The sequence below is a fragment of the Saccharothrix coeruleofusca genome, from assembly GCF_017876325.1.
Taxonomy (GTDB): domain Bacteria; phylum Actinomycetota; class Actinomycetes; order Mycobacteriales; family Pseudonocardiaceae; genus Actinosynnema; species Actinosynnema coeruleofuscum.
The window spans coordinates 3,645,333-3,668,815 of the sequence record NZ_JAGINV010000001.1; the positions used below are offsets into that span (position 1 = coordinate 3,645,333).

Genomic DNA, 23,483 nt, shown 5'->3' on the forward strand with positions numbered 1-23,483 from the left:
TTTTCCGCGAAAGGCATGCCGACAGGCCGACGCGGCCTCGCGCGGTGCCCACCGGGTTCCGCGCGAGTTGAGCGTTCGGGCACCATGAATTGAGCGTTCGGGTGGAAACCGTTGGCGCGGGGTTGGGCGCGCCAACGGTTTTCCGCTCAGGCCATCGCGTCGAGGCGGTCCATGGTGTGCTGGATCAGGCTCACCAGCACCGTCTTGCTGGACTCCCGCTTCCGCGCGTCGCACAGCACCACGGGAATCGCGTCGTCCACGTCCAGTGCGCGCCGGACCTCGTCGACGGCGTAGCTGTGCGCGCCTTCGAAGCAGTTCACCGCGATGATGAACGGGATGCCCCGCCGCTCGAAGAAGTCGATCGACGGGAAGCTGCTGTCCAGCCTGCGGGTGTCGACCAGGATCACCGCGCCGATCGCGCCGTAGGCCAGTTCGTCCCACATGAACCAGAAGCGGTTCTGGCCCGGTGTGCCGAACAGGTACAGCACGACCTCGGGGTTGATCGTGATGCGGCCGAAGTCCAGGGCGACCGTGGTGGTCTCCTTGTTCTCCAGGCCCGCCACGTCGTCCACGCCGACGCCCGCCTCGGTGAGCAGCTCCTCCGTGTGCAGCGGGGGTATCTCGCTGACCGAGTTGACCATGGTCGTCTTCCCGGTGCCGAAGCCCCCGGCGATGACGATCTTGACTGGGGTGGGGACGAGGAGTTCCCCGCCCGGCCGCTCAGATTCCACGCACACCATCCAGCACTGCCTGCAACAGGTTCCGGTCGGGCACCTCGGCGATCCGCGAGGGGTCCCTGATCACGACGTCACCGCGCTGGATGAGATCGCTGAGCAGCACCTTGACCACCACGAGGGGGACGTCGAGGTAAGCGGCGACCTCTGCCACCGACAGCGGCCGCTTGCACAGCTCCATGATCTCAAGGTGCTCCACGGACAGCGAATCCGGGTCCGACGGCGACGGCATCGCGCGCACCTGCGTCACCAGGTGCAGTTCCGGGCGCAGCGGCCGGGTCCGGCCGCGCACCATCGCGTAGGGGCGGACCAGCGGACCCGCCGCCTCGTCGTACCACCAGTCCTCGCGCCTGGACATCAGGACGACCTGCGTGCGGTGGGCAACACCGAGGTGCCCCGCGGCGCGGACGACAGGTAGGTGCCCACCCGCTTCACGAGCATGTTCATCTCGTAGGCGATCATGCCCATGTCGGAGTCCTCCTCGCCCAGCACCGCCAGGCACGCCCCGTGGCCTGCCGCCGTGACGAAGAGGTAGGCGTGCTCCATCTCCACGATGGTCTGCCGGACCTTGCCGCCGCCGAAGTGGCGGCCGGTGCCGCGGGCCAGGCTCTGGAAGGCCGACGCCATCGCGGACAGGTGGTCGGAGTCGTCCTTGGACAGGCCGGCGGAGCGGCCCAGCAGCAGACCGTCCGCGGACAGGACCACCGCGTGCCGGGCACCGACCACACGGCCGACCAGGTCCTCCAACAACCAGTTCAGTTCGTTGTGCTGGCTGGTCATGTCGTTCATCGGGGTTGCCTTTCCGGTTTCCAGTCGTCCGTCCACTGCGGATCACTTCTCGAAGGCGTCGTCGGAGCGGCGGGCGTTGCGAGTGCCCCGCTGGAACGCCGACAGGCCGTTGCGGACCCGTTCGGCGGCCTGCTCGACGTCGACCTCGGCGAGCGGTTCGGGCGTCGGGTGGAAATCGTTGCGCACCAACTGCGGCGCGATGTGCTGCTGCCTGCGCCTGCGGGGCAGCTCGGGCTTGCCCCCCGCGGGATCGCCCGCGTCGGGCCGCGGCGACTCCGCCGCGAGGTCGCCCCCGGTCCGCGTGCGCTGCGGCAGCTCCAGGGAGCCGCTGTGCGGCGTCAGGTCCAGCCCACCGCTCAGTCGCTCGTCCTCGGGCTGGGGATCGTGCTGCTGATTCGCGGCCGCCTCGGCCTGGGCCCAGAAGCCCTCCAGCTGGGAGGGTTCGGGAAACCTGGCCTCCGGCACCGACCCGTTGTTCCCCGCGGCGACCACCGGCTCCTCCTCGTCCTCGTCCCGCTCGGCGACCGCGTGGTCGTGCAGGCTGCGCCGGGACAGCAGGAGGGTGGTGTCCGCGGGTTCGGTCGGCGAGTTCGGGCTCGCCACGATCGACGTCGGCATGAGCACCAAGGCCAGCGTGCCGCCGTAGGGGGATTCGCGCAACTCCACGTGGATGCCCCGGCGCGCGGCCAGCCGGGCCACCACGAACAGGCCGAGGCGGGACTCGCCGCGCAGCCGCACCGCGTCGAACTCCGGCGGGTCGGCCAGCATCGCGTTGTGCTGCTCGCGGTCCTCCGGGCTGATGCCGAGTCCGTGGTCCTCGATCTCCACCACGACGCCCTGGGGCACCTCGCTGGCGTGGATCTGCACCTGGGAGCGCGGCGAGGAGAACGCGGTGGCGTTGTCCACCAGCTCGGCGACCAGGTGGATGGTGTCGGCCACCGCGGCGCCCACCAGCGCCACGTCGGGCACCGGGTTGACCTTGACCCGGACGTACTGCTCGGTCTCGGCGACCGCGGCGCGCAGCACGTCCAGCAGCCGCACCGGCTTGCGCCACTGCCTGCCCGGCTGCTCGCCCGCCAGGATGATCAGGTTCTCGGCGTTGCGACGGGCGCGGGTGGCCAGGTGGTCGAGCTGGAACAGCGCGTCGAGCTGGTCGGGGTTCTCCTCCTCGCGCTCCAGCTTGTCCAGGATCTTGAGCTGGCGGTGCACCAGGCCCTGGTTGCGGTGGGCGATGTCGAGGAAGACCCGGTTGACGCCCTCGCGGGCCTGGCTCTCCTTGACCGCCGCGGCGACCGCGGTGAACTGGGCGGCGTTGAACGCGTCGGCCACCTGGCCGATCTCGTCGCTGCCGTAGTCCAGCGGCGGGACCTCCGCCTCCACGTCGACGTGCTTGCCCTCGCGCAGCCGGTCGACGATGTCGGGCAGCCGCTCGTGGGCCAGCGCCAGGGAGTCCTTCCGCAGCGCCGCCAGACGGGTGATCAGCGCGCGGTTGACCAGCCGGTTCGAGGTGCGGATCGCGATCAGGATGCCGATGATCACCGCGAGCAGGCCGACCAGGCTGCCGATCAGCACGGTGCGGAACTTGCTCTCGCCGTTGGCCATGGTGATGTCCACCGCGCCCGCGGCCTGCTCGCTGGTCAGCGCGTTCAGCTCGGCCGCGATCGGGCCGCTGATGCCCTGCCAGTCCGACAGCGACCCGGCGTTCGCGGGCCTGCTCTGGTTCTGCACCAGCCTGTTCTCGAACTCGACCAGCTTCCTCCAGGCCTCGCTCTCGACCATGGCCTGGTAGTGCCTGCGCACCTCGGGCAGCGCGTAGGGCTGGCCGGACTCGTAGGTCGCGTGGTAGGCGCCGACGAGGTTGGCGAACTCGATGTGCTCCTCGGGGCTGAACGAGCCCGCCGCCAGCGCGGCCGAGGCGATCGAGGTGGCCCTGGACATCCAGTCGGCCGCCTTGAAGAACTCGGGCGCGAAGATGGCGTTCTGCACCGACTCGGCGTCGGGCACCGTGCGCGCCTGCACGTTGAACAGCGCGGTGCCCGCGTCGAGCAGGCTGTTGTAGTAGGTGTAGATCTCGCTCTTGGACGCCTTGCCCGTCTCCAGCTGCGACCGCTTCTGCGAGAGCTGGCCGAGCAGGACGTCCAGACCGTTGATCCGGTCGACGATCTCCTGGGGCGCCGAGGTCGCCAGCTCGTCGAGCGCGCTGTTCATCGCGCCCAGCGCCCGGTCGGTCTCCTCGTACTGCGCCCGCAGCGCCGTCTTGTCGGTCTCCGGCTGGCTCAGGCTGGTCAGGCTGAGCTCGCGCTCCTTCTGCAGCGCGGCGAAGGTCTGCAGCGCGGGGATGGACGCGTCCTTCACGCCCGCGGCGACCGTCCGCAGGTAGTAACCGTCGAAAACGGTGTACGAGGAGAACAGCGCCCACATCACGAGCAAGACGATGCTGGGGACGACGACGACACCCGTGAGACGTGAACGGATGGTCTTGTAGTTCGTCTCCGTTGTGCTCTTCTGCTTCACAGCGCTCCGCAGCCTCGTGAACTCCGTTGCCAGGTCAGGTGCAGCGCGAGCGCGCCGCCTCCTCGTCACCAGATCGGCTACAGAACGGTAACACTGAAGATCAAAACTACGAAGAGACAGCGATCACTCGCACCGTGCGACGGTCAGGCTACCCACTGGGGCGCGGCACCGGACAGGGGGTCGGCGGGAACTAGGGGCGATTAGGGGATTCCCGTCGACCCCCTGGTGTTCAGGGCTTGGGCACGGAAACCGCGTTGTACGGCGTGGTGGGGGTGGGCGTGGTGGTGAAGCGGGCGTTGGGCAGGTACAGCCGGGTGCCGAACTCGGCGACCGTGGTCGGCACGTCAAAGCGCGGGTCGGTGATCGCGGAGGTGAGCTTTCCGCTGGTCCCGGCCTTGTTCAGGGTGAAGGAGGCCAGCGTGTTGACCCGGTTCAGCACCACGCGCAGGGTCCGCCCCTCGCGCAGCAGCCCGTCGCCGTTGGTCAGCACCTCGCCGCCGAGGTCGACCTCGGCGGAGTGCCCGGTGTCCGGGTCGACCCGGAACAGCTTGCCGGTGTTGCTCTGCACCACCAGCAGCGCCCGGCCGTCCGGGGTGGTGGTGATGCCATTCGCGTTGATGACTCCGGGGGTCAGCACAAAATCACCCGTTAGAGGCACGCTGACGAAAGTGTCGGGTAGTTGCCCGAAACGCCCGAACGGCACCTTGTAAAGGGTCGCCCTATAACTGTCCGTGAAGTACGCGGCACTAGGGGTGACAACCACGTCGTTGACGAACGTGTCACCGCTGGAGAACCGGTAGGACTTGAGAATTTCGCCGGAGCGGGCGTCGACGACCCGCGCGTCGCCCGTCGCGCCGCCCGCCACGAACAGCCGCTCACGCCGGTCGATCTGGAGACCCACCGACTGCGTTCCCGGCCCCTGGCTGAAGACCTCGCCCCGACCGGTGCGCAGGTCGGCCCGGTAGAGGTCGCCGTCGGCGAGGGAGCCGAAGTACGCGATGGGTTCGGCGCCGATGGCGATGCCCTCCGGCCTGAAGCCCTCGGGCAGCGGGATCTCGGTGGGGAACGGATGGACGTGCTCAGCGGCGGCGGGAGTGGCGGTGACGAGCGCGAACCCGACCACTACCGCCGCCAGCACGCCGAAAGTGCGAGACATGGCCACTCCTTACGGTTGTCCGGTTCGCGAGTCTTCCGCAGGCGTGGGCGCGGGTGAAGACCTCACGTGCAACCGACAGGAACACCGGCGGGGGCAGGCCGCGCGCCGACCTGGGCCGAAGATAGGGGTCACCCGATATAACGAAACGATAACGGCCAGGTCGCGGACTGGCACCGGTACGTATGCCCCGGTGTCCACCGCCCACCGGCGGTCGGGGTTCGAAGCAAGCGATCGATGCGCGTACCTACGACGAGGTGACACTTCCATGACGCGAAACCAGGGGCGGCACCGCTTCTCCCGGCGCACGAAGCTGACAGCAGGCGCGACCGGGCTGGCGCTCACGATCGGCCTGGCCGTCGCGATCTCCAGCGCCGGTGACCAGGGCACGGCCCAGGCGGACGGGGCCGACATCTCCCTGTTCGTCGACATCACCAAGCAGGCCCGCAACGTCAACACCCCCCGCCCCCAGCGCGACGCCTCCACCGGGACGTTCACCGTCGACTGCGGCCGCAACGAGAACGGCCACTTCAACCCGGACAACTTCATCGCCCAGCCCGGCGTGCGCAACGGCGCCCAGCACCTGCACGACTACGTGGGCAACGTGTCCACCGACGCCGACTCGACCAACGAGAGCCTCGCCGAGGCCGACACCACCTGCAAGAACGGCGACAAGTCCACCTACTTCTGGCCCGTGGTCCGGATCGACCGGGAGAACGAGGAGGAGGAGCCGGGCGAACCGGCCAAGGCCACCGTCGAGTGCCCGGACCTGCGGCGCAAGCTGCGCAACGTCCCGCAGCGCGCCCGCGCTGAGGTCGACCGCGGCCTGCAGGCCCTCAAGGACCAGGTCACCCAGGCCAACCAGAAGCTGCAGAGCGGCAACGTCGACGACGCCAACTTCGTCAACAACCAGGTGCTGCGGCCGCTGCGCAACCAGCGCGTCGGCACGATCGTCCAGATCTCCCAGGCGATGAACCGCGCGGGCGCGCGGACCCGCAACCTGCTGCGGCTGTCGCCGTGCACGGTCAAGGACGGCGACGCCGCCGACGCGCAGGTCGCCGAGGAGCAGCGGGCCGCCGAGCCCGATGCGGTGGAGAAGGGCGAGGGCAAGAGCGCCAGCGACGAGAACGAGCTGCCCGGCAACGAGGGCGAGATCCAGCGCCCGGAGGTGGTGGACCTGACCTTCCGCGGCAGCCCGGTCGGCAAGGTCACCGCGATGCCGCAGTTCCTGCGCATCCTCTACGGCGACGCCAAGGTCACCACCAACGGCCCGAAGAACGCCCGGAACTCGTGGACCTGCACCGGTTTCGAGGACAAGGTGCTGATGAACAAGTACCCGATCTGCCCGCAGGGCAGCAAGGTCAAGCGCATCCACGACTTCGCCAGCTGCTGGGACGGCAAGAACACCGACAGCGCCAACCACCGCGACCACATCGTCTACCCCGACCAGAACGGCCGCTGCCCGCAGGGCTTCACCGCCGTGCCGCAGCTGCGCATCAGCCTGACCTACAACATCCCCAGGGACGTCCAGGTCAACGGCCAGTACGCGGTCGACGCCTTCCCGGAGGAGGAGCACAACCCGTTCTCCGACCACGACGACTTCGCCAACGTGATGGGCGAGGAGATCATGAACCGGCTGGTCGACTGCGTGAACACCGGCAAGCGCTGCAAGGAGTGACCCCGTGATCCAGGCGCACTACGACAGCGGCGTCGCGCAGGTCCGCCGCACCGAGGACGTGCACCGGCTGCTGGACAGGCTGGTCGTGGCCCGCAACGCCGCGCTGGTGCACAGCGACTGCGAGCACACCGCGTGGGTGGGCGTGCGGGGCGATCGGGGCGCGATCCTGTTCGCCGACGCGATGACGGGCTCCTGGGCCAGCCTGGGCGAAGGCCCCCGGATGGGCCCCCGCTACGCGGGTCTGCGCTTCCCGTCGCACTGCGAGATCCCGGTCACCGAGCTGGCGGTGGCGATCGACGAGTTCCTCACCACCGGTCAGCGGCCCACCCTGGTGCCCTGGCAGCGGGTGAGGTGAGGGAGCCTCTCCCGTGCCCCGGCGGGTCAGGGGCCCCGCCGACCGGTGCGGCACCCCGAGCGCCGCGCAGGTCGACCCCGGCAGCACGTCGTACGCCTGCCTCGCCCCGGCGCGGCGGGCGTACGACGTTCCGGGCCGCGCGGGAGAGCCGTCACACACCGCCGGATCGCCCCACAACACCGCGCGCCGGTTATCCGCCCGCTCGCAACGCCAGGTACAGGTCGACGCGGCGGGCGAAGTCCGACAGGTCCGCGCCGAGCAGCCGCTCCACCCGGCCGACCCGGTACCGCAGCGTGTTGACGTGGACGTGCAGCCTGGCGGCGGCGGTGGTCCAGGAGCCGGAGCAGTCCAGGAACACCCGCAGCGTGCCCACCAGGTCCGAGCCGTGCTCGGCGTCGTAGTCCAGCACCGGGCCCAGCACCCGGCGGCGCAGCGAGCCGCGCAGCTCCTCGGGCGCGCTCGCCAGCAGCAACTGGTGCGCCGCGATCTCCTCCCCCGCCACCACGCGGGTCCGGCCGCCGCGCCGGGCGCCCAGCCGGCGCGCATGCGCGGCCTCCACCGCCGCACCGCGCAGTCCCGCCGCGAGCACCGGGGAGGAGATGCCGACCGCCACGCGGGTCGAGCCCAGCGCCGGTTCGACGGTGTGCAGCGCCGACCGCGCCGCCTCCGCCCAGCCCGCGCCGGACGGGGCGACCGCGCAGACCTCCGCGCCGACCGCGCAGACCAGCGCGTGCGGGGTCACCGCGGCCAGCACCTCCTCCAGCAGGGCGGCGACCAGCTCGGTGCGACCGTCCGAAGCGGACGCCGACACCACGCGCAGCGGCACGTCGGGCTCCCACCCGGCGGCGGCCACGTGCGCGGCCAGCTCGCCGGTGCCCGAGCGCACCTCGCGCAGCAGCGGCCCGGCGGCGCGGTTGCCGATTCGCCGGGCCTGCACCACCCGCGCCCGCTCCAGGCCGACCAGGCTGGCCAGCTCGGCGGCCAGTTCGTCGCGCGCCCGGTCGCCGTCCACCGCCAGCACCCACCCGGTCATCCGGTCACCACCCCGCTCGGCCACCGGCAGCAGCGTGGTGCGGCGCACCACCACCGGCAGCCGGTCGGCCCGCAGGAACTCCCGCACCAGCGCCGTGCGCACCCGCGGGTCCAGCTCCGGCCCGGCGACCACGCGCCCGGTCGTCGACAGCACCCGGCACGGCGCGTCCAGTTCCGCCGCGCCCGCGGCCAGCAGCGCGGGCAGCCCGCCCTCGCCCGCCGCCACCGCGAGCAGCCGCCGGTGCCCGTCCAGCAGCGCGCCGCCGCGCTCGGCCGCCAGCGCCAGCACGACCCGCTCGGTGATCACCGCGAAGGAGAGGTCGACGGGGACCTCCAGCAGCGGCACCCGGTGCCTGCGACAGGCGTCCACCAGCGCGGCGGGCAGGCCGCTGCCGTCGGTGCCGCTGGCCGCCAGCGCCGCCACGCCCGCGCCCGCGAGCGCGGCGGCGAACCTCTCGCAGTCGGCCGCGGTGCCGTGCCACAGCAGCCCCGACAGCACCAGCTCGCCGCCGCTCAGGTAGCGGGCAGGGTCGGGCAGCTCGGTGCCGTACAGACCGGTGACCGGTCGGTCGAGCAGGTCTTCGCCGGTCACCAGGCGCAGCCGCAGCTCCGGCGCCCCCAGCAGGCCGCGCACCAGCAACACGCCTGCCTCCCCGCTGTCACAACCACCACTTACGGTCACCCGATCGTGTTTGTAGGAAAGCACAAATCAACACCCTGTAGGAGCCTGGAATTCATGCACCGCCGCCGTAGCTGATCCGCCACCGGAATCGGTGTACTGGCCCGCACGCACCGCACACACCCGAGGTCGCCGATGGACTTCCTCCGCCCCGACACCCTGGCCGAAGCGCTGGCGCTCAAGGCCGAGCACCCCGACGCGGTCCCCATCGCGGGCGGCACGGACGTGATGGTGGAGCTGAACTTCGACCACCGCAGGCCCGCCGCGCTGCTGGACCTGACCCGCGTGGCGGAGCTGCGCCAGTGGTCGGAGCGGGCCGGGGTGGTGCGCCTGGGGTCCGGGGTGCCCTACGCGCGGGTCATCGACGAGCTGGGCGGGGCGCTGCCGGGGCTGGCGGCGGCGTCGCGCACGGTGGGCTCGCCGCAGATCCGCAACCGGGGCACGGTCGGCGGCAACCTCGGCGCGGCCTCCCCGGCGGGTGACGCGCACCCGGTGCTGCTGACCGCCGACGCGGTGGTCGAGGCGGTGTCCGCGCGCGGCACCCGGCTCATCCCGGCGACCGAGTTCTACCTGGGCGTCAAGCGCAACGCGCTGGAGCCGGACGAGCTGATCGCCGCGGTGCTGATACCGCGGGCGCGGGGACCACAGCAGTTCTGCAAGGTGGGCACGCGCAACGCCATGGTGATCGCGGTGTGCTCGTTCGCCATCGCGCTGCACCCGGCCGCCGCGCGCGTCGCCGCCGCCATCGGCTCGGCCGCGCCGACCCCGCGCCGGGCGAGCGCCGCCGAGGAGTTCCTGTCCGGCGAGCTGACCGCTGCGGACCAGTGGCGGTCGCCGCGGCCGTTGCCGGAACCGGTGCGGCGCCGGTTCGGCGAACTGGTCGCCGAGGCCGCGAGCCCGATTGACGACGTGCGGGGCACCGCGGCATACCGCGGGCACGCGCTGGCCGTGCTGGCCCGGCGGGCGCTGGGCTGGGCGTGGCAGGACTACCAGGACCACCGGGACCGCTGGGGAGGGAGCGTCTGACATGCGCGTGGACGTGACCGTAAACGGGGAGGCCCGGCGGGCCGACGACGTCTGGGAGGGTGAGAGCCTGCTCTTCCTGCTGCGCGAGCGGCTGGGGCTGCCCGGCGCCAAGAACGCCTGCGAGCAGGGCGAGTGCGGCTCCTGCACGGTGTACCTGGACGACGTGCCGGTGTGCGCGTGCCTGGTGGCGGCCGGGCAGGCGCACGGGCGCGAGGTGCGCACGGTCGAGGGCCTGGCCGTGGGCGACGAGCTGGACCCCGTGCAGGAGGCGTTCGTGGAGGCGGGGGCGGTGCAGTGCGGGTTCTGCACCCCCGGTCTCGTGGTCGCCGCGCACGACCTGCTCAACCGGGTGGCCGCGCCCAGCGACCCGGAGATCCGCGAGGCGCTGGCGGGCAACCTGTGCCGCTGCACCGGGTACGAGAAGATCCTGGACGCGGTGCGATTGGCGGCGCGGAGGCGATGAGGCCCACCGTCATCGACGGCGTCGCCGTGTCCACAGTGGACTCCGTCGGCACCGAGTTCGCGTTCGGCCACGTGGTGGTCGAGGGCGGCCGGATCGCGGCGGTGGGCCCCGGCCAGGCCCCGAGGCCGTCCGGACCGCACACCTGGGTCGACGGCAGCGGCTGCCTGGTCACGCCCGGCCTGGTCAACACCCACCACCACCTCTACCAGTGGGCCACCAGGGGCTTGGCCCAGGACCTCCCGCTGTTCCAGTGGCTGACCGCGCTGTACCCGGTGTGGCGGGGGCTGGACGCGGAGAGCACCCACGGCGCGGCCTCGGCCGGGCTGGCCAGGCTCGCCACCACCGGCTGCACCACCGCCGCCGACCACCACTACGTGTTCCCGCGCGAGGGGGGCGACCAGTTCGGGGCGCTGGTCTCGGCCGGGCGGCGGATCGGCCTGCGGCTGCACGCCGTGCGCGGCTCGATGGACCGCGGCCGGTCGCGGGGCGGGCTGCCCCCGGACGACCTGGTGGAGGAGACCGACGCCGCGCTGGCGGCGACGGAGGAGGCGATCGACACCCACCACGACCCCTCCCCCGACGCGCTGGTGCGCGTGGCCGTGGGCCCGTGCTCGCCGTTCTCGGTCAGCCGGGAGCTGATGGTCGGCGCGGCGGAGCTGGCCCGCGCCAAGGGCGTCCGGCTGCACACGCACCTCGCCGAGACCACCGACGAGCAGCACCGGTGCCGGGCCGAGTACGGCTGCACGCCCACCGAGTACGCCGAGCGGCTCGGCTGGCTGGGCGCGGACGTGTGGCTGGCGCACACCGTGCACCTGTCGCCGGAGGAGGTCGAGCGCCTGGGCGCCACCGGGACCGGCTCCGCGCACTGCCCCACCTCCAACGGCAGACTGGGCACAGGTATCGCCCCGGTGCGCGAGCTGCTCGACGCGGGGGCCGCGGTGGGACTGGGCGTGGACGGCGCGGCGTCCAACGAGTCCGGCGGCCTGGTCGAGGAGCTGCACCAGGCGCTGCTGCAGGCCCGCCAGCGCGGCGGTCCCGAGGCGCTGGGCGTCCGGCAGGCGCTGTGGCTGGCCACCATGGGCGGCGCGCGGTGCCTGGGGCGGCAGGACGAGATCGGCTCGATCGAGCCGGGAAAGCTGGCCGACCTGGCGGTGTGGCGGCTCGACGGGCTGGACCACGCGGGCGTCGACGACCCGGTGGCCGCGCTGGTGCTCGGTCCCCGCCCGCGGCTCAAGCTGCTGCTGGTGGGCGGCCGGACCGTGGTCGACGACGGGGAGCTGCGCACCGCCTCCGCGACCGAGCTGGCGCGCGAGCTGCGCACCGCCGCCGCCCGCCTGAAGGCCACCGCCGAACGACGAGGGGGGATCACGTGAGCCCGATCCGGACCGCCCTGACCTCCGCGCTGACCTCCGAGGTGACCGGGGGCATCGGCACCAGCCCCCGGCGCCCCGACGGCAACCTCAAGGTGCGCGGCGAGTTCGCCTACGCCTCGGACCTGTGGCACGAGGACATGGTCTGGGGCGCGACGCTGCGCAGCCCGCACCCGCACGCGAGGATCGTCTCCGTCGACCTCACCGAGGCGATCCGGGTGCCGGGCGTGCGGGCGGTGCTCACGCACGAGGACGTGCCGGGGCTCAACCGCTACGGCCTGGAGCGCAAGGACCAGCCGGTGCTGGCCGAGGGGGTCGTGCGCTACCAGGGAGAACCGGTGGCGCTGGTGGCCGCTGACCACCCCGAGACCGCGCGTCGGGCGATGCGGCGCGTCAAGGTCGCCTACGAGGTGCTCGAACCCGTGGTGGACGTGGAGACCGCGGCCGGGGCGGCCCCGCTGCACCCCGGCGGGAACCTGCTGCGGCACGTGCCGGTCCGCCGCGGCGACCAGGCGGCCACCGCGGCGGTGGTGGTCACCGGCCGCTACGAGGTCGGCATGCAGGACCAGGCTTTCCTGGGGCCGGAGTCCGGGCTGGCGGTGCCCGCCGAGGACGGCGGGGTGGACCTCTACGTCGCCACCCAGTGGCTGCACGTGGACCGGGAGCAGGTCGCCCGCGCGCTGGGGATGCCCGAGGACAAGGTGCGGCTGACGCTGTCCGGGGTGGGCGGCGCGTTCGGCGGGCGCGAAGACCTGTCCATGCAGGTCCACGCCTGTCTGCTGGCGCTGCGCACCGGCAGGCCGGTGAAGATGGTCTACAACCGCGAGGAGTCGTTCTACGGGCACGTGCACCGCCACCCGGCGGTGCTGCACTACGAGCACGGCGCGGACCGCACCGGGAAGCTGTCGTACGTCAAGGCGAAGATCTACCTCGACGGCGGCGCGTACGCCTCCAGCACCGGAGCCGTCGTGGCCAACGCCGCGACACTGGGCATCGGCCCGTACGAGGTCGACAACGTGACCGTGGACGCCTGGGGCCTCTACACCAACAACCCGCCCTGCGGCGCGATGCGCGGGTTCGGCGCGGTGCAGGCGGCTTTCGCCTACGAGTCCCAAATGGACAGACTGGCCGCCGAGCTGGGCCTGCACCCGGTGGAGCTGCGCCTGCGCAACGCCATGGCGGAGGGCTCGGTGATGCCGACCGGCCAGCTCGTCGACTCGGCCGCGCCCGTGGCGCGACTGCTGGAACTGGTCCGCGACAAGCCGCTGCCGCCGCCGAGCGGCGCGCTGGACCTGCGGGACATGCCCGGCGGCGTCGCCAACACCACGCACGGCGAGGGCGTGGTGCGCGGTGTGGGCTACGCGGTGGGGATCAAGAACATCTGCTTCTCCGAGGGCTACGACGACTACTCCACGGCACGGGTGCGCCTGCAGGTCGTCAACGGCGAGCCGGTGGCGCAGGCGCACACCGCGGCGTGCGAGGTGGGCCAGGGCCTGGTCACGGTCGTGCAGCAGATCGTGCGGACCGAACTGGGCGTGCGCCGGGTGGCGATCCTGCCCATGGACACCACCATCGGCGACGGCGGATCGACCTCGGCCTCGCGCCAGACCTACGTCACCGGTGGCGCGGTCAAAGCCGCGTGCGCCGCGGTCCGCGCCGAACTGGCCGCCATGGCGGGCACCGAGGACCTGTCCGAGGTCGACCTGGCGGAGCTGCTGGGCGACCGGGTGGTCGACCGGACCGCCGAGTACCGCCACCGCCGGACCGAGCCGATCGACCCGGTGACCGGCCAGGGGAACGCGCACGTGCAGTACGGCTTCGCCGCCCACCGCGCGGTGGTGGACGTGGACACCGAACTGGGCCTGGTCAAGGTGGTCCGGCTGGACTGCGCGCAGGACGTCGGCCGCGCGCTGAACCCGCAGGCGGTGGTCGGGCAGATCCAGGGCGGTTCCGCGCAGGGCCTGGGCCTGGCGGTGATGGAGGAGATCCGCACCTCCGGCGGCCGGGTGCGCAACCCGTCGTTCACCGACTACCTGATCCCGACCACGCTGGACATGCCGCCGATGGGTGTCGACGTGCTGGAACTGGCCGACCCGAACGCGCCCTACGGCGTGCGCGGCGTCGGCGAGCCGCCCACCATATCCTCCACCCCGGCCATCGTGGCGGCGATCCGCGCCGCCACCGGTCTCGCCCTGACCCGCGTGCCGGTCCGCCCCGAGCACATCACCGGCACCTGACCCCCCGGAGCGCGTCCTTGACCACGTCCACCACCGCCGAGCACTCCTGGCTGCGCACGGCCATCGAGCTGGCCACCCGCAGCGTGACCGAAGGCGGCGGCCCCTTCGGCGCGGTCGTGGTCCGCGACGGCGAGGTCGTCGGCGAGGGCACCAACCGCGTCACCGCGACGCTGGACCCGACCGCGCACGCCGAGGTGGTGGCCATCCGCGCGGCCTGCCGGGCGCTGGGCCGGTTCCGGCTGACCGGCTGCGTCCTGGTGTCCTCCTGCGAGCCGTGCCCGCTGTGCCTGGCGGCGGCGCTGTGGGCGCGGGTGGACCGGATCGTCTACGCCGCGGACCGGCACGACGCCGCCGCGGCGGGCTTCGACGACCGGGAGTTCCACGATTTGTTCGGCAGGCCGCGCGAGACGTGGAACCTGGCGGTGGAGCGGATCACCACCGATGACGACGCCGCGCCCTTCGCCGCGTGGCTGTCCCGCACCGATCGCGTCGACTACTGACGCCGGGGGTGATCTTCGGGGCGAACCCCTGCGCTAGCGTTCCCCCTCATGAGACACGGGGGGACTTTCCTCGCCCTGCTGGTGCTGGCAGGCTGTTCGGCCGCACCAGTGGCATCGACCACCGCAACGTCGTCCAGCGCGACGCCCACCACGACCACGACCACCACCGCGGCCCGGCCCGACCCCGCGCTGATCGAGCCTCGGCTGCGTCAGGCCCAACTGCCCGACGACGTGCTGGCACCGCTGGGCTACACCCGCAACTCAAGCGGCGAGCAGAAGAACTACACGGTCGTGCTGTGCCCAGGGGAGCTGTCCACCGACGGCGCGATGTCGGCGACCCGGATGGCCGCCGACTGGATCGACCGGTCCGGCTTCTACCTGCACCAGTACAGCGTCTCCTACTGGCGCGTGGCCGCCGCCGCGGAAACCGTCGAGCTGAGCCGCAAGGCGCTGGAGTGCGGCACGTTCGAGTACGGCGGCACGAGCTACACCATCGCCGGGGAGCTGTCCCTGCCCCAGTTGGGCGCGGACGCGCAGTTCTCCTACTGCGCCCGCAACGGCCTGGAGTCGGCCTGCCAGCTCGTGCTGAGCAAGGCCGACCTGATGGTGTCGTTCACCTACTTCGGCGCCGACACCACCGCGGCCAAGGTGCTGGAGACCGCGGGCCGCGCCGTCGTGCCGCGCCTGTCCGCCTGACCCGCCGCACGAACCGCGCGTTCGGACACCGCGGATGGGACGTTCGGAGCAACGGGTAGCGGTCAACGGCCCGCGCTCGCACTCCGGGTGGTACTCGCAGGCGTGCCCGAGGTGCGGGTGTCGTTGATCACCGGTCCCTCCCGCGCGTCCGACGGGACGCGCCGCGACCGGGCCGAAGCCGCGCGGGATGGAAATTCATCGGCGCACGACTACCGGGACGTCGATCTGAACCGCTACCCTGCCGTCTCGTCCCACAAGGACGGCGGGGCCGCGTCGCCTCCGTCCACCTCTTCCCACCGATGCCGCGCACACCACCGTCGGCGAGGGGCTGCCGGATTCCCGCGCCGTGGCCACCGGCTGACCCCGGTCAACCCCGGTTCAACCGATCGGTTGACCGAAGCTCCGTCCTCCGGAACAGGTCGTGCCACCGGGTGGCGCCCCTATCCTGCCCGGAGCCGATTCCCCTGGAGGGGCCAAGGATGGTCAGGAACGCTCGCCGACGCTGGCCGGTGTTCGCGTTGATCGCGGCAGCGGTGCTCGCCGCCGGGGCGGTGTTACTGCTGTGGACCACCGGTGGCGCGACCGGGGGTCCACCCAGCGCCCAGCGCGGCGCGCCGAACCAGCCCTCCCTGGGCGCGGCCATGGAGCGCTACTACACCCAGCCCTGCGACGCGATCGGCGCGGACCGGCTGGCACGGCTGGACTTGACGCCCGCGGGTGGGTCCGCGGCGATGATCTGCTACCTGGAGGCGGGCGACGGCACGCAGGTGTCGGTCACGCTGGGTTCGGGGATCACCCCGGACGAGATGTACCGCGACTGGCAGGACGCCGCGGACGGCAACGTGCCCCGGGTCAACGAGTACCGCGACGTGGACGTGGCGGGCTATCCCGGCGTGTCCTCGCGCAGCGACAGCGGCAGCTGCGTGGTGTCGGTGTTCGTCTCGGCCACCGAGGCGGCGCACGCCACGGTGGGCGATCGCCCCGTCGACTCCTGCGAACTGGGCGTGGACGCGCTGGCGGCCATGGTGGAGACCTTGCGCGCTACGGGATCCTGATCGCCTTCATCCGCTCCACCTCGTCGGTCTGGGTGGCCAGCACGTCGGTGGCCATCTCCTCCACCCGCACGTCCGAGCCGGTGGTCAGCACCTCCACGGCCATCCGCATCGCACCCTCGTGGTGGGCGATCATCAGCTGGAGGAACAGCCGGTCGAAGTCCGCGCCGCCCGCCGCGCGCAGCGCGGCCAGCTGCTCGGGGGTGGCCATGCCGGGCATCGAGGCGTGGTCCACGTGCGGCAGCCCGCCGGAGTGGCCGTGCGCGGGCGCTTGCGCGGCGAACTGATCGCGCCAGGACTCCATGGCCCGCGCCTCGGGGCCCTGGGTGTCGTGGATGCGCGCGGCCAGCCCCCGCACGGCCTCGTGCTGGGCCCGGTCGGGGGCCAGCGCGGTCATCTCCAGCGCCTGCTCGTGGTGGCGGATCATCTTGGCCACGTAGGCCAGGTCGGCCTCGCTGGGCGCGGTCCAGCGCTCGGTGCCGATGTCGTCCGGGGACAGGGTCTGGGCCTGCTCCCCCGGCCCCTGGGGCGCGATGATCGGGGCGCTGTCCTGGGCGGCCCCACCGGTGCACCCGGCCACCGAGCCCACCGCGACCAGCACCGCCGCCGCCAACCCGATCCGCATCCTCGCCCCCTCCACTGCCACCCGGCCGCCAAGGTACCTGCCATCGCGCCCGGTGAGAACCACTGAAAACCGGTCGTTCGGGTCTGGTACTTAGCCTTGCAAAAGGGTAATACTGCCCTTCCCTGCACCAGGTCGGAAGGGGAACCTGTGGAGAACAATCGCGACACGAGCCGTCGGCGGGCGACCGCGGCGGCCGTGGGGGCGTTCGCGTTGGCCTTGTCGGCCGTGGCGTGGGGTCCTCAGGCCACCGCCGCGCCCGACGACGACCTCGCTGGTCTGTCCGAAGCGCAGCTGGAGAGCGCGGAGCAGCAGGGCGCCGGAATTCCCGGCGTCGACGAGATCCGCAACAGCCGCAACATCAAGCACCTGGCGAACCTGCCCAAGCAGGCGCCGTTCGACAACACCTCGTCCACCTACACCGACCTGGCCTTCCAGGACGGCTACGCCTTCGACGGCAACTACAACGGATTCGTCATCTACGACATCCGCAACCCGCACCAGCCCAAGATCGTCAGCTCGGTGCTGTGCCCCGGCTCGCAGAACGACATCTCGGTCAAGGACAACCTGCTCTTCCTGTCCACCGACTCCTCGCGCAGCGACAGCTCCTGCTCCAGCACATCGCTGCCCGCGTCCAACAAGGACGCGTGGGAGGGCATCAAGGTCTTCGACATCAGCGACAAGCGCAACCCGCGCTACGTCGCCGCGGTCGAGACCAAGTGCGGTTCGCACACCCACACCATGGTGCCGGACAAGCGGGGCCGCGACGTCTACCTGTACGTCTCCTCGTACGGACCGGACGCGGCGTTCCCGGACTGCAAGCCGCCGCACGACCTGATCTCCATCGTGAAGGTGCCGCTGCGCAACCCGGCGGCGGCCTCGCTGCTCGACGAGCGCGTGGTCTTCCCCGACGGCGGCAACCCCGGACGCGAGGGCACGATCGAGAGCGGCTACGTGCGGGCCACCTCCGGCTGCCACGACATCACCGTCTACCCGTCCAAGGACCTGGCGGCGGGCGCCTGCATGGGCGACGGCGTGCTGTGGGACATCTCCGACCGGGAGCGGCCGAGGGAGATCCACCGGGTCCAGGACGACGTGAACTTCGCGTTCTGGCACTCGGCGACGTTCAACAACACCGGCACCAAGGTCGTCTTCACCGACGAGCTGGGCGGCGGCGGCGCGGCGACCTGCAACGCGGCGATCGGCCCGAACCGGGGCGCGAACGGCATCTACGACATCACCGGTCGCGGCGACGACCGGAAGCTGGTGTTCCGCAGCTACTTCAAGATCCCCCGCCACCAGGGTGAGACGGAGAACTGCGTGGCGCACAACGGGTCGCTGATCCCGGTGCAGGGCAAGGACATCATGGTCCAGGCGTGGTACCAGGGCGGTATCTCGGTGTGGGACTTCACCGACTCGTCCAGGCCCAGGGAGATCGGGTTCTTCGAGCGCGGCCCGCTGCCCAATGGCGCGGGCGGCGGCTCGTGGTCGGCCTACTACTACAACGGATACGTGTACTCGTCGGACATGGCCAAGGGCTTCGACGTGCTGGACATCCGCGATCCGCGGGTGGCCACGGCGAAGCTGGTGCGGGTCGGCGAGCTGAACGTGCAGACCCAGGGCCACTACCGGGAGCTGTTCCGGTAGCGATCCGCCGAACGCAGGAGGAGGCCCGCCGCGATGCCCGCGGCGGGCCTCTTCGCGTTCCCTGCCGCTGTCCGAGAGCAAGAACGCGAGCTCGGGTCGGCTTACTACTACAACAGCTACGTGTACTCGTCGGACATGGCCAAAGGCTTCGCCGTGCCGGACATTCCCGGCCGCAGCCCGCTTCTCCCGTTCCGCGCCGCCGCAAGTATGCCGAATCGACCGGGGAGCACTCCTTGCAAGTCCATGTACGTAACATGTAGGCGTACTATGTGTAGTACACCTACATGTTGGGGGGGACGGATGCGAAAGCTCTTGGTGTGGACCCACGTGGTCAGCTCCACGACGTGGATGTGCATGGCGCTGGCCCTGTTCGCGGTCGTCGGCTACGCCTCGGCAGCCGTTGGCGAGCAACGGCGGCACGCGTTCGAGATCGCGCACCTGCTGGACGTCGAGGTGCTCCAGTTCGCCGCGACGACCGCGGCCTTCACCGGTCTGATGCTGTCCGGCCTGACGCCGTGGGGCTACTTCCGCCACTGGTGGGTGCTGCTGAAGTTCGGGATCACGCTGATCCAGCTCTACGTCGGGATCTTCGTGCTCAGCCCGAACCTGCACCCGGACGGATCCGCCGCGCTGACCCGCGTCGGCGCACTGCTGATGGCCTCCGCGCTGGCCTGCCAGGTGTGGTTGTCGGTGGCCAAGCCGGGTGGGCGCACGCCGTGGGCCTCGGCGGGCAGACTGCCCACCGCGCCCCCGTGGGCGTTCGCCGCGTGCCTGGCCGTGCCGTTCGCCGACTACGCGCTGGGCGAGTTCCTGCTCGGGCAGTCCATCCCGCTGATGTCCTTGCTGCTCGTGGTCTGCTACCCGGTGGCCCGCAGGATCGCCGGGTCGTCGCGGAGACGAAAAGCCGTTGCCGCCCGATGACACACTCATCCCGTGGACACCACCCCGGACTTCGACATGCTCCGCCTCGCCAACCAGTGCGTGGAGCTGGTCGACGCGCAGTTCGGCAGACAGCTGGACCGGACCGTCGACAGCCTCGCCCTGCTCGACGAGGTGTGCGCCGAGCTGTCGGCCGACGAGCCGTTGCGAGGTGAGCGGTTCGACCTGTGGTGGGAACTGGTCGGCGCCTACACCGGGCAGGTGGCGGTCGAGGCGTACGGCGGGCAGTGGATCGCGCACGAACGGGCGCAGGGCGCGTACGCCGTGGCCATCAGCGGCATCGTCGGCTTCCCGTTCGGCGTCGCGGACCAAGTGCTGTCCGGCGAGCCGTACAAGAGCCTCGCCAGCTTCGCGCGCGCCTTGCCCGCCATCATCGCGCGGTCCGGTCCACTTGCCGCACAATGACGCCATGGTGCGCATCGGAACCGTAGTCCTGAACGTCGGGAACGCCCGCCGGGCCACGAAGTTCTGGACCGAGGCGCTCGGCTACAAGGTCCACGACGGCGTGGTCGGCGACGAGACGCCCGTCCTCGTGCCCGAGGAGGGGAACGGCCAGGCCATCGCGCTGGACGAAACCGACCGGACGCACCTCGACCTGCACGTGACCGGCGACGCGGAGCAGCGGTCGGAGGTCGAGCGGCTCATCTCGCTGGGGGCCAGGCGCGTTGCGTGGGACTACCCGCCCGGTGCCGACTTCGTGGTGCTGGCGGACCCGGAGGGCAACCTGTTCTGCGTGGTGAACACGGCGGGCCGGTGAACGAGCACGCGCGCTACGAGGCGCACCAGCGCGTCCTGGCCGCCGCGGTCCCGTTCGCCGATCGCGACGTCATCGCCGCGGTGCTCGCGGATGCCGACTCCGCCATGGCGGAGTCGGCGGTGGCCGCCCACATCGGGCGAATCGCCGCGACCGGAGTGGACTTCGCGTCCTGGGCGAGCACCGTGCGCCCGCTGCTGTCCGGTCGCGCTTTCCTCCTCCGCTGCCTCGACGAGTGGTGCCTGTTCGACGAGGTGCGCAAGGGCGTGGTACCGGAGGAGGAACGCCTGCGGAGCGCGTCGGACTGGCTGCAGCGCAAGATCTCGGCCGAAGCGGTCTCCCCGGACCTGCTGGAACTGCTCGCCACCACGGGCAGGACCAAGCGGGTCCGCGCGGAGGCCGCCCGGCGTCGCCGGGAGCACCCGCCTCCGACCCCACCGCGACCGGGGGCGGCCGAGGTGATCCGCGAGCACGTGGACGCGTTCAACTCCCGCGACCTCGAAGGTCTGCTGGCGGGCTTCACCGACGACGCGGTGTGGATCACCGGAACCAGCGTGGCGCGGGGACGTGCCGAACTGGCCGAGTTGTTCGGGAACGCCATGGCGGGACTGCTGCCGAGCCTGGTGGTCGACAACCTGCTCGTCGTGGGCGACCGCGCCGCCTGTCAGCTGACCGAGGAGCTGAGCGCAGGCGGTGAGCGGCTGACCTTCTCCATCGCGGGCTTCTACCAGCTGCGCGACGGACGCATAGCATCGGCGAAGATCTACCGTGAAGGCAGCGCCGAGATCGCTTGACGCGGCGGAACTCCGGGTAGCAGGGCTCCCGACCACAATGAGGCGCGCCAGCGCTTCCCAGCAGTCCACATCGGACGCTTCGCCGGAACGGGTGTGGAGACCCACCAGGGAGTCGAACCCTGAACGGACGGCTTTGCAGGCCGCCTCACGACCGTCGTGACGTGGGCCGGAGTCGTGCTTCGGCGCTTACGCCCGACACCGGCGTCCTCCGCCGGTGCCGAACGCGCCGCGTGCCCCCACCAGGATTCGAACCTGGACTGGCCGCGTCCTGAACGCGGTGCCTCTGCCGTTGGGCTACGGGGGCCGGAGTGCGGTTCCGGGGACTCGAACCCCGACTGGACTGGTCCTCAACCAGACGCCTCTGCCGGTTGGGCTAGAACCGCTCCGAAGTTGTCGACGAGCACACCGACGCCCGTGCGGAAACGGGCGGCGTCGAGCAGTGGCGGAAGGAGTCGAACCCTCGGGAAACGGTTTTGGAGACCGTTCCGCTTCCGAAGCGCGCCACCTCGGTGAAATGACCGGGAAAAGGAGAAGCCGCCCGGATCGGTTTCCCGATGGGCGGCCTCCTGCCGGTCCGACCTGGTTCAGGTCACGGCGGGGAGACCGCGCGGTTCAGCGGCAGGCCGCACAGCCACGGGCAGAGGCACGCGCGGAGGCACTGCGCACCTCGTCGCCACATGTCCGCCATGACCTGCTCCCGACTCCCGTTTCCCGATGTGCCACAAGGATGCACCACGCGGGATCGCGGGCACAATCTTTTTCACACGGGAAGCCGAAATCCGCTTTCGCGGGTTGATCCGCGCACACGCTCCTGCGACGCTGCGCGCATGTCCTCTTCGGCGCCGTCCAGCCAAGACGTCTTCGACCGACCCCTGCGCGCGCAGTTCGAGGCGTTCCTCGACGAGCACCGCCGCGCGCTGGGCGACTGCCTGGACGGGTTGACCGAGGAGCAGGCCCGCCGCTCGCTAGTGCCGTCGCGCACCACCCTGCTGGGCCTGGTCAAGCACGCGACCTTCGTGGAGCGGGTCTGGTTCGACGAAGCCGTCACCTGCCGCTCGCGCGCCGAGATCGGCATCCCCGCCACGCCGGACGAGTCGTTCGTGCTCACCGACGACGACACCATCGCCGCCGTGCGGCGCGCGCACCGCGAAGCGTGCCAAGCCTCCCGCCTGACGACGTCTTCCCTGGCGCTGGACGACGTCCTGCACGGCAACCGGCGCGGACCGCTCCCCCTGCGCTGGGTCTACCTGCACGTGCTGCGCGAGCTCGCCCAGCACTGCGGGCACGCGGACATCCTGCGCGAGCAGGTCCTGGACCGGTAGCGGTGGCCGGCCGCCCCGCAGGACCGGACATCCTCCGCCGACCGGCACTGCCAGCACGGTCCACTGTGGATGGAGGTTTGCCGCCCGGTAGGCTGGGAACCCGGTCGTATTCCGAACGGGAGGGGTCGACGTGCCGGGAGTGGGAAGATCCGCACTGGTGGCGGCACTGCTGACGGTGCTCGCGGCGTGCACGGCCGGACCTGCGGGCACTCCGGGGACGACGTCGACCAACCCATCGGCCCCGACGACGAGCAGCGCACCGCCCGCCGAGCGCGTGTACGTGTCGCTGGGTGATTCCTACGCGACCGGTTACCGACCGGCGGAGGCCGGCTCGGGGGCGGGTTCCTCGCCGGACGGCTTCGCCCACCTCGTGGCCGACCAGTCGGACCTGCGGTTGATCAACCTGGCGTGCAGCGGCGCCACCTCCGCGCAGATGCGCGGTGAAGCCGGGTGCGCACCCGGAAACCGCGCCACCGGCGCACCGGACCCGCAGGGCCTCACCCAGCTCGACGCGGCCGTGCGGGTGCTGCGCGAGCACCGGGGGCGGATCGGCCTGGTGACCGTGGTGATCGGCGGCAACGACCTGGCGCCGTGCGCGCGGGCGTCGGACGCGCTGGCGTGCGCGTCACGGGCCGTGACCGAGGTCCGGGCCAACCTGGCCGCGATGCTGCCCGTCCTGCGCGACGCCGCGGGCGACGCGCCGATCGTGGGGTTGACCTATCCGGACGTGTTCCTCGGGGCGTGGGTGTCCCCCGCGTTCGGCAACGGCCAGGACCTCGCCCGGCTGTCGGTGACCCTGTTCCGGGACTTCTTCAACGCCGCGCTCAGGGCCGAGTACGAGAAGGTCGGGGCGAAGTTCGTCGACATCACCGAGGTTACCGGCGGCTACGGGCCGCTGACCGAGGTGGCCCAGGACCCGACCTACGGCCCGATCCCCGCGCCGGTGGCGCGGGTGTGCTCGCTGACCTACTTCTGCCGTCTCACCGACGTGCACCCCACCCCGGAGGGACACCGGGTGATCGCCGACGCGGTGCTGGCCGCCGACCGCTGATTCACCCTTTCGGCTCAAGCGACCCACCACCGGGACTACGAAATTTTCGAACCGAGACGCTTCGGGGTTCCGACCG

Annotated in this window: 23 protein-coding genes and 4 tRNA genes; 16 read left to right on the forward strand and 11 right to left on the reverse strand. The window is 71.6% G+C overall.

Going from position 1 to position 23,483, the window contains the following annotated elements:
• Positions 1-146: 146 nt before the first annotated feature.
• The 5 genes from JOF41_RS16430 to JOF41_RS16450 form a co-directional block, all read right to left on the reverse strand.
• Positions 147-740, reverse strand: coding sequence for a GTP-binding protein (locus JOF41_RS16430; RefSeq protein WP_189225232.1), 594 nt, complete (start codon positions 738-740; stop codon positions 147-149).
• Positions 721-1,092, reverse strand: a complete 372-nt coding sequence (locus JOF41_RS16435; RefSeq protein WP_189225231.1) for a DUF742 domain-containing protein — start codon at positions 1,090-1,092, stop codon at positions 721-723. The genes JOF41_RS16430 and JOF41_RS16435 overlap by 20 nt, the downstream gene beginning before the upstream one ends.
• The gene (locus tag JOF41_RS16440; RefSeq protein ID WP_189225230.1) at positions 1,092-1,523 is read right to left on the reverse strand and encodes a roadblock/LC7 domain-containing protein; all 432 of its coding nucleotides are present in this window, start codon (positions 1,521-1,523) and stop codon (positions 1,092-1,094) included. The genes JOF41_RS16435 and JOF41_RS16440 overlap by 1 nt, the downstream gene beginning before the upstream one ends.
• 42 nt (positions 1,524-1,565) lie before the next feature.
• A complete protein-coding gene (locus JOF41_RS16445) occupies positions 1,566-4,037 on the reverse strand; it encodes a sensor histidine kinase (RefSeq protein WP_209619998.1) in 2,472 nt (823 codons plus the stop codon).
• A gap of 229 nt (positions 4,038-4,266) precedes the next feature.
• Complete coding sequence (locus JOF41_RS16450; RefSeq protein WP_189225228.1) at positions 4,267-5,193, reverse strand: SMP-30/gluconolactonase/LRE family protein; 927 nt, start codon at positions 5,191-5,193, stop codon at positions 4,267-4,269.
• A gap of 265 nt (positions 5,194-5,458) precedes the next feature.
• Between JOF41_RS16450 and JOF41_RS16455 the strand changes: the two genes are divergently transcribed.
• The gene (locus tag JOF41_RS16455; RefSeq protein WP_189225227.1) at positions 5,459-6,868 is read left to right on the forward strand and encodes a DUF1996 domain-containing protein; all 1,410 of its coding nucleotides are present in this window, start codon (positions 5,459-5,461) and stop codon (positions 6,866-6,868) included.
• 4 nt (positions 6,869-6,872) lie between these two features.
• Positions 6,873-7,223: an Imm1 family immunity protein gene (locus tag JOF41_RS16460; protein WP_209620001.1), complete on the forward strand. Its 351-nt coding sequence runs from the start codon at positions 6,873-6,875 to the stop codon at positions 7,221-7,223.
• A gap of 190 nt (positions 7,224-7,413) precedes the next feature.
• Here JOF41_RS16460 and JOF41_RS16465 read toward each other — a convergent pair whose 3' ends face one another.
• Positions 7,414-8,898 (reverse strand): PucR family transcriptional regulator, encoded by a 1,485-nt coding sequence (locus tag JOF41_RS16465; protein ID WP_209620004.1) that lies wholly within the window; start codon positions 8,896-8,898, stop codon positions 7,414-7,416.
• A gap of 171 nt (positions 8,899-9,069) precedes the next feature.
• Here JOF41_RS16465 and JOF41_RS16470 point away from each other — a divergent pair, with 171 nt between their 5' ends.
• The 7 genes from JOF41_RS16470 (at position 9,070) to JOF41_RS16500 (ending at position 16,281) form a co-directional block, all read left to right on the forward strand.
• Positions 9,070-9,960, forward strand: coding sequence for an FAD binding domain-containing protein (locus JOF41_RS16470; RefSeq protein WP_209620008.1), 891 nt, complete (start codon positions 9,070-9,072; stop codon positions 9,958-9,960).
• A 1-nt stretch (position 9,961) separates the two neighbouring features.
• The gene (locus tag JOF41_RS16475; protein WP_189225223.1) at positions 9,962-10,423 is read left to right on the forward strand and encodes a (2Fe-2S)-binding protein; all 462 of its coding nucleotides are present in this window, start codon (positions 9,962-9,964) and stop codon (positions 10,421-10,423) included.
• Entirely contained in the window at positions 10,420-11,796 is a 1,377-nt protein-coding gene (locus JOF41_RS16480; RefSeq protein ID WP_209620011.1) for an 8-oxoguanine deaminase, read from the forward strand. Before JOF41_RS16475 ends, JOF41_RS16480 begins: the two co-directional genes overlap by 4 nt.
• Complete coding sequence (locus JOF41_RS16485) at positions 11,793-14,030, forward strand: xanthine dehydrogenase family protein molybdopterin-binding subunit (protein WP_307867434.1); 2,238 nt, start codon at positions 11,793-11,795, stop codon at positions 14,028-14,030. Before JOF41_RS16480 ends, JOF41_RS16485 begins: the two co-directional genes overlap by 4 nt.
• 17 nt (positions 14,031-14,047) lie before the next feature.
• The gene (locus JOF41_RS16490; RefSeq protein ID WP_189225221.1) at positions 14,048-14,530 is read left to right on the forward strand and encodes a nucleoside deaminase; all 483 of its coding nucleotides are present in this window, start codon (positions 14,048-14,050) and stop codon (positions 14,528-14,530) included.
• Between the two features lie 48 nt (positions 14,531-14,578).
• Positions 14,579-15,226 (forward strand): hypothetical protein, encoded by a 648-nt coding sequence (locus JOF41_RS16495; protein ID WP_209620014.1) that lies wholly within the window; start codon positions 14,579-14,581, stop codon positions 15,224-15,226.
• Positions 15,227-15,705: 479 nt separating this feature from the next.
• Positions 15,706-16,281: a DUF3558 family protein gene (locus JOF41_RS16500; protein WP_189225219.1), complete on the forward strand. Its 576-nt coding sequence runs from the start codon at positions 15,706-15,708 to the stop codon at positions 16,279-16,281.
• On the opposite strand, the gene JOF41_RS16505 is transcribed toward JOF41_RS16500, so the two are convergent.
• Positions 16,268-16,903 carry a DUF305 domain-containing protein gene (locus JOF41_RS16505; RefSeq protein WP_189225218.1) on the reverse strand — a complete coding sequence of 212 codons (636 nt, stop codon included), beginning with the start codon at positions 16,901-16,903 and terminating at the stop codon, positions 16,268-16,270. The genes JOF41_RS16500 and JOF41_RS16505 overlap by 14 nt on opposite strands.
• Before the next feature lie 147 nt (positions 16,904-17,050).
• On the opposite strand from JOF41_RS16505, the gene JOF41_RS16510 reads away from it, so the two are divergent.
• The 5 genes from JOF41_RS16510 to JOF41_RS16530 all read left to right on the forward strand — a co-directional run bounded on the left by JOF41_RS16510 (position 17,051) and on the right by JOF41_RS16530 (position 21,034).
• The gene (locus tag JOF41_RS16510; RefSeq protein ID WP_209620017.1) at positions 17,051-18,547 is read left to right on the forward strand and encodes an LVIVD repeat-containing protein; all 1,497 of its coding nucleotides are present in this window, start codon (positions 17,051-17,053) and stop codon (positions 18,545-18,547) included.
• Between the two features lie 300 nt (positions 18,548-18,847).
• On the forward strand, positions 18,848-19,468 hold the full coding sequence (locus tag JOF41_RS16515) for a hypothetical protein (RefSeq protein WP_209620019.1): 621 nt from the start codon (positions 18,848-18,850) through the stop codon (positions 19,466-19,468).
• 12 nt (positions 19,469-19,480) lie between these two features.
• Entirely contained in the window at positions 19,481-19,891 is a 411-nt protein-coding gene (locus JOF41_RS16520; protein WP_307867435.1) for a hypothetical protein, read from the forward strand.
• 4 nt (positions 19,892-19,895) lie between these two features.
• The gene (locus JOF41_RS16525; RefSeq protein WP_209620021.1) at positions 19,896-20,243 is read left to right on the forward strand and encodes a VOC family protein; all 348 of its coding nucleotides are present in this window, start codon (positions 19,896-19,898) and stop codon (positions 20,241-20,243) included.
• Positions 20,240-21,034, forward strand: a complete 795-nt coding sequence (locus tag JOF41_RS16530; RefSeq protein WP_307867436.1) for a nuclear transport factor 2 family protein — start codon at positions 20,240-20,242, stop codon at positions 21,032-21,034. The genes JOF41_RS16525 and JOF41_RS16530 overlap by 4 nt, the downstream gene beginning before the upstream one ends.
• A 94-nt stretch (positions 21,035-21,128) precedes the next feature.
• On the opposite strand, the gene JOF41_RS16535 is transcribed toward JOF41_RS16530, so the two are convergent.
• The 4 genes from JOF41_RS16535 to JOF41_RS16550 form a co-directional block, all read right to left on the reverse strand.
• Positions 21,129-21,202: transfer RNA gene (locus JOF41_RS16535), tRNA-Cys, on the reverse strand.
• 63 nt (positions 21,203-21,265) lie between these two features.
• A tRNA-Leu gene (locus JOF41_RS16540) sits at positions 21,266-21,338 on the reverse strand.
• A gap of 5 nt (positions 21,339-21,343) precedes the next feature.
• A tRNA-Leu gene (locus JOF41_RS16545) sits at positions 21,344-21,417 on the reverse strand.
• Positions 21,418-21,471: 54 nt separating this feature from the next.
• A tRNA-Trp gene (locus JOF41_RS16550) sits at positions 21,472-21,540 on the reverse strand.
• Positions 21,541-21,861: 321 nt separating this feature from the next.
• Here JOF41_RS16550 and JOF41_RS16555 point away from each other — a divergent pair.
• Positions 21,862-22,356: a DinB family protein gene (locus tag JOF41_RS16555; RefSeq protein ID WP_209620024.1), complete on the forward strand. Its 495-nt coding sequence runs from the start codon at positions 21,862-21,864 to the stop codon at positions 22,354-22,356.
• A gap of 139 nt (positions 22,357-22,495) precedes the next feature.
• Positions 22,496-23,407, forward strand: a complete 912-nt coding sequence (locus JOF41_RS16560; RefSeq protein ID WP_209620027.1) for an SGNH/GDSL hydrolase family protein — start codon at positions 22,496-22,498, stop codon at positions 23,405-23,407.
• The last annotated feature ends 76 nt before the right edge of the window (positions 23,408-23,483 follow it).

Coding starts and splice junctions, on each gene's coding strand:
- JOF41_RS16495 (WP_209620014.1), top strand. CDS start 14,579: ATGAGACACGGGGGGACTTTCCTCGCCCTGCTGGTGCTGGCAGGCTGT.
- JOF41_RS16435 (WP_189225231.1), bottom strand. CDS start 1,092: ATGTCCAGGCGCGAGGACTGGTGGTACGACGAGGCGGCGGGTCCGCTG.
- JOF41_RS16440 (WP_189225230.1), bottom strand. CDS start 1,523: ATGAACGACATGACCAGCCAGCACAACGAACTGAACTGGTTGTTGGAG.
- JOF41_RS16525 (WP_209620021.1), top strand. CDS start 19,896: ATGGTGCGCATCGGAACCGTAGTCCTGAACGTCGGGAACGCCCGCCGG.
- JOF41_RS16500 (WP_189225219.1), top strand. CDS start 15,706: ATGGTCAGGAACGCTCGCCGACGCTGGCCGGTGTTCGCGTTGATCGCG.
- JOF41_RS16505 (WP_189225218.1), bottom strand. CDS start 16,903: ATGCGGATCGGGTTGGCGGCGGCGGTGCTGGTCGCGGTGGGCTCGGTG.
- JOF41_RS16515 (WP_209620019.1), top strand. CDS start 18,848: ATGCGAAAGCTCTTGGTGTGGACCCACGTGGTCAGCTCCACGACGTGG.
- JOF41_RS16470 (WP_209620008.1), top strand. CDS start 9,070: ATGGACTTCCTCCGCCCCGACACCCTGGCCGAAGCGCTGGCGCTCAAG.
- JOF41_RS16555 (WP_209620024.1), top strand. CDS start 21,862: ATGTCCTCTTCGGCGCCGTCCAGCCAAGACGTCTTCGACCGACCCCTG.
- JOF41_RS16430 (WP_189225232.1), bottom strand. CDS start 740: ATGGTGTGCGTGGAATCTGAGCGGCCGGGCGGGGAACTCCTCGTCCCC.
- JOF41_RS16475 (WP_189225223.1), top strand. CDS start 9,962: ATGCGCGTGGACGTGACCGTAAACGGGGAGGCCCGGCGGGCCGACGAC.
- JOF41_RS16450 (WP_189225228.1), bottom strand. CDS start 5,193: ATGTCTCGCACTTTCGGCGTGCTGGCGGCGGTAGTGGTCGGGTTCGCG.
- JOF41_RS16480 (WP_209620011.1), top strand. CDS start 10,420: ATGAGGCCCACCGTCATCGACGGCGTCGCCGTGTCCACAGTGGACTCC.
- JOF41_RS16455 (WP_189225227.1), top strand. CDS start 5,459: ATGACGCGAAACCAGGGGCGGCACCGCTTCTCCCGGCGCACGAAGCTG.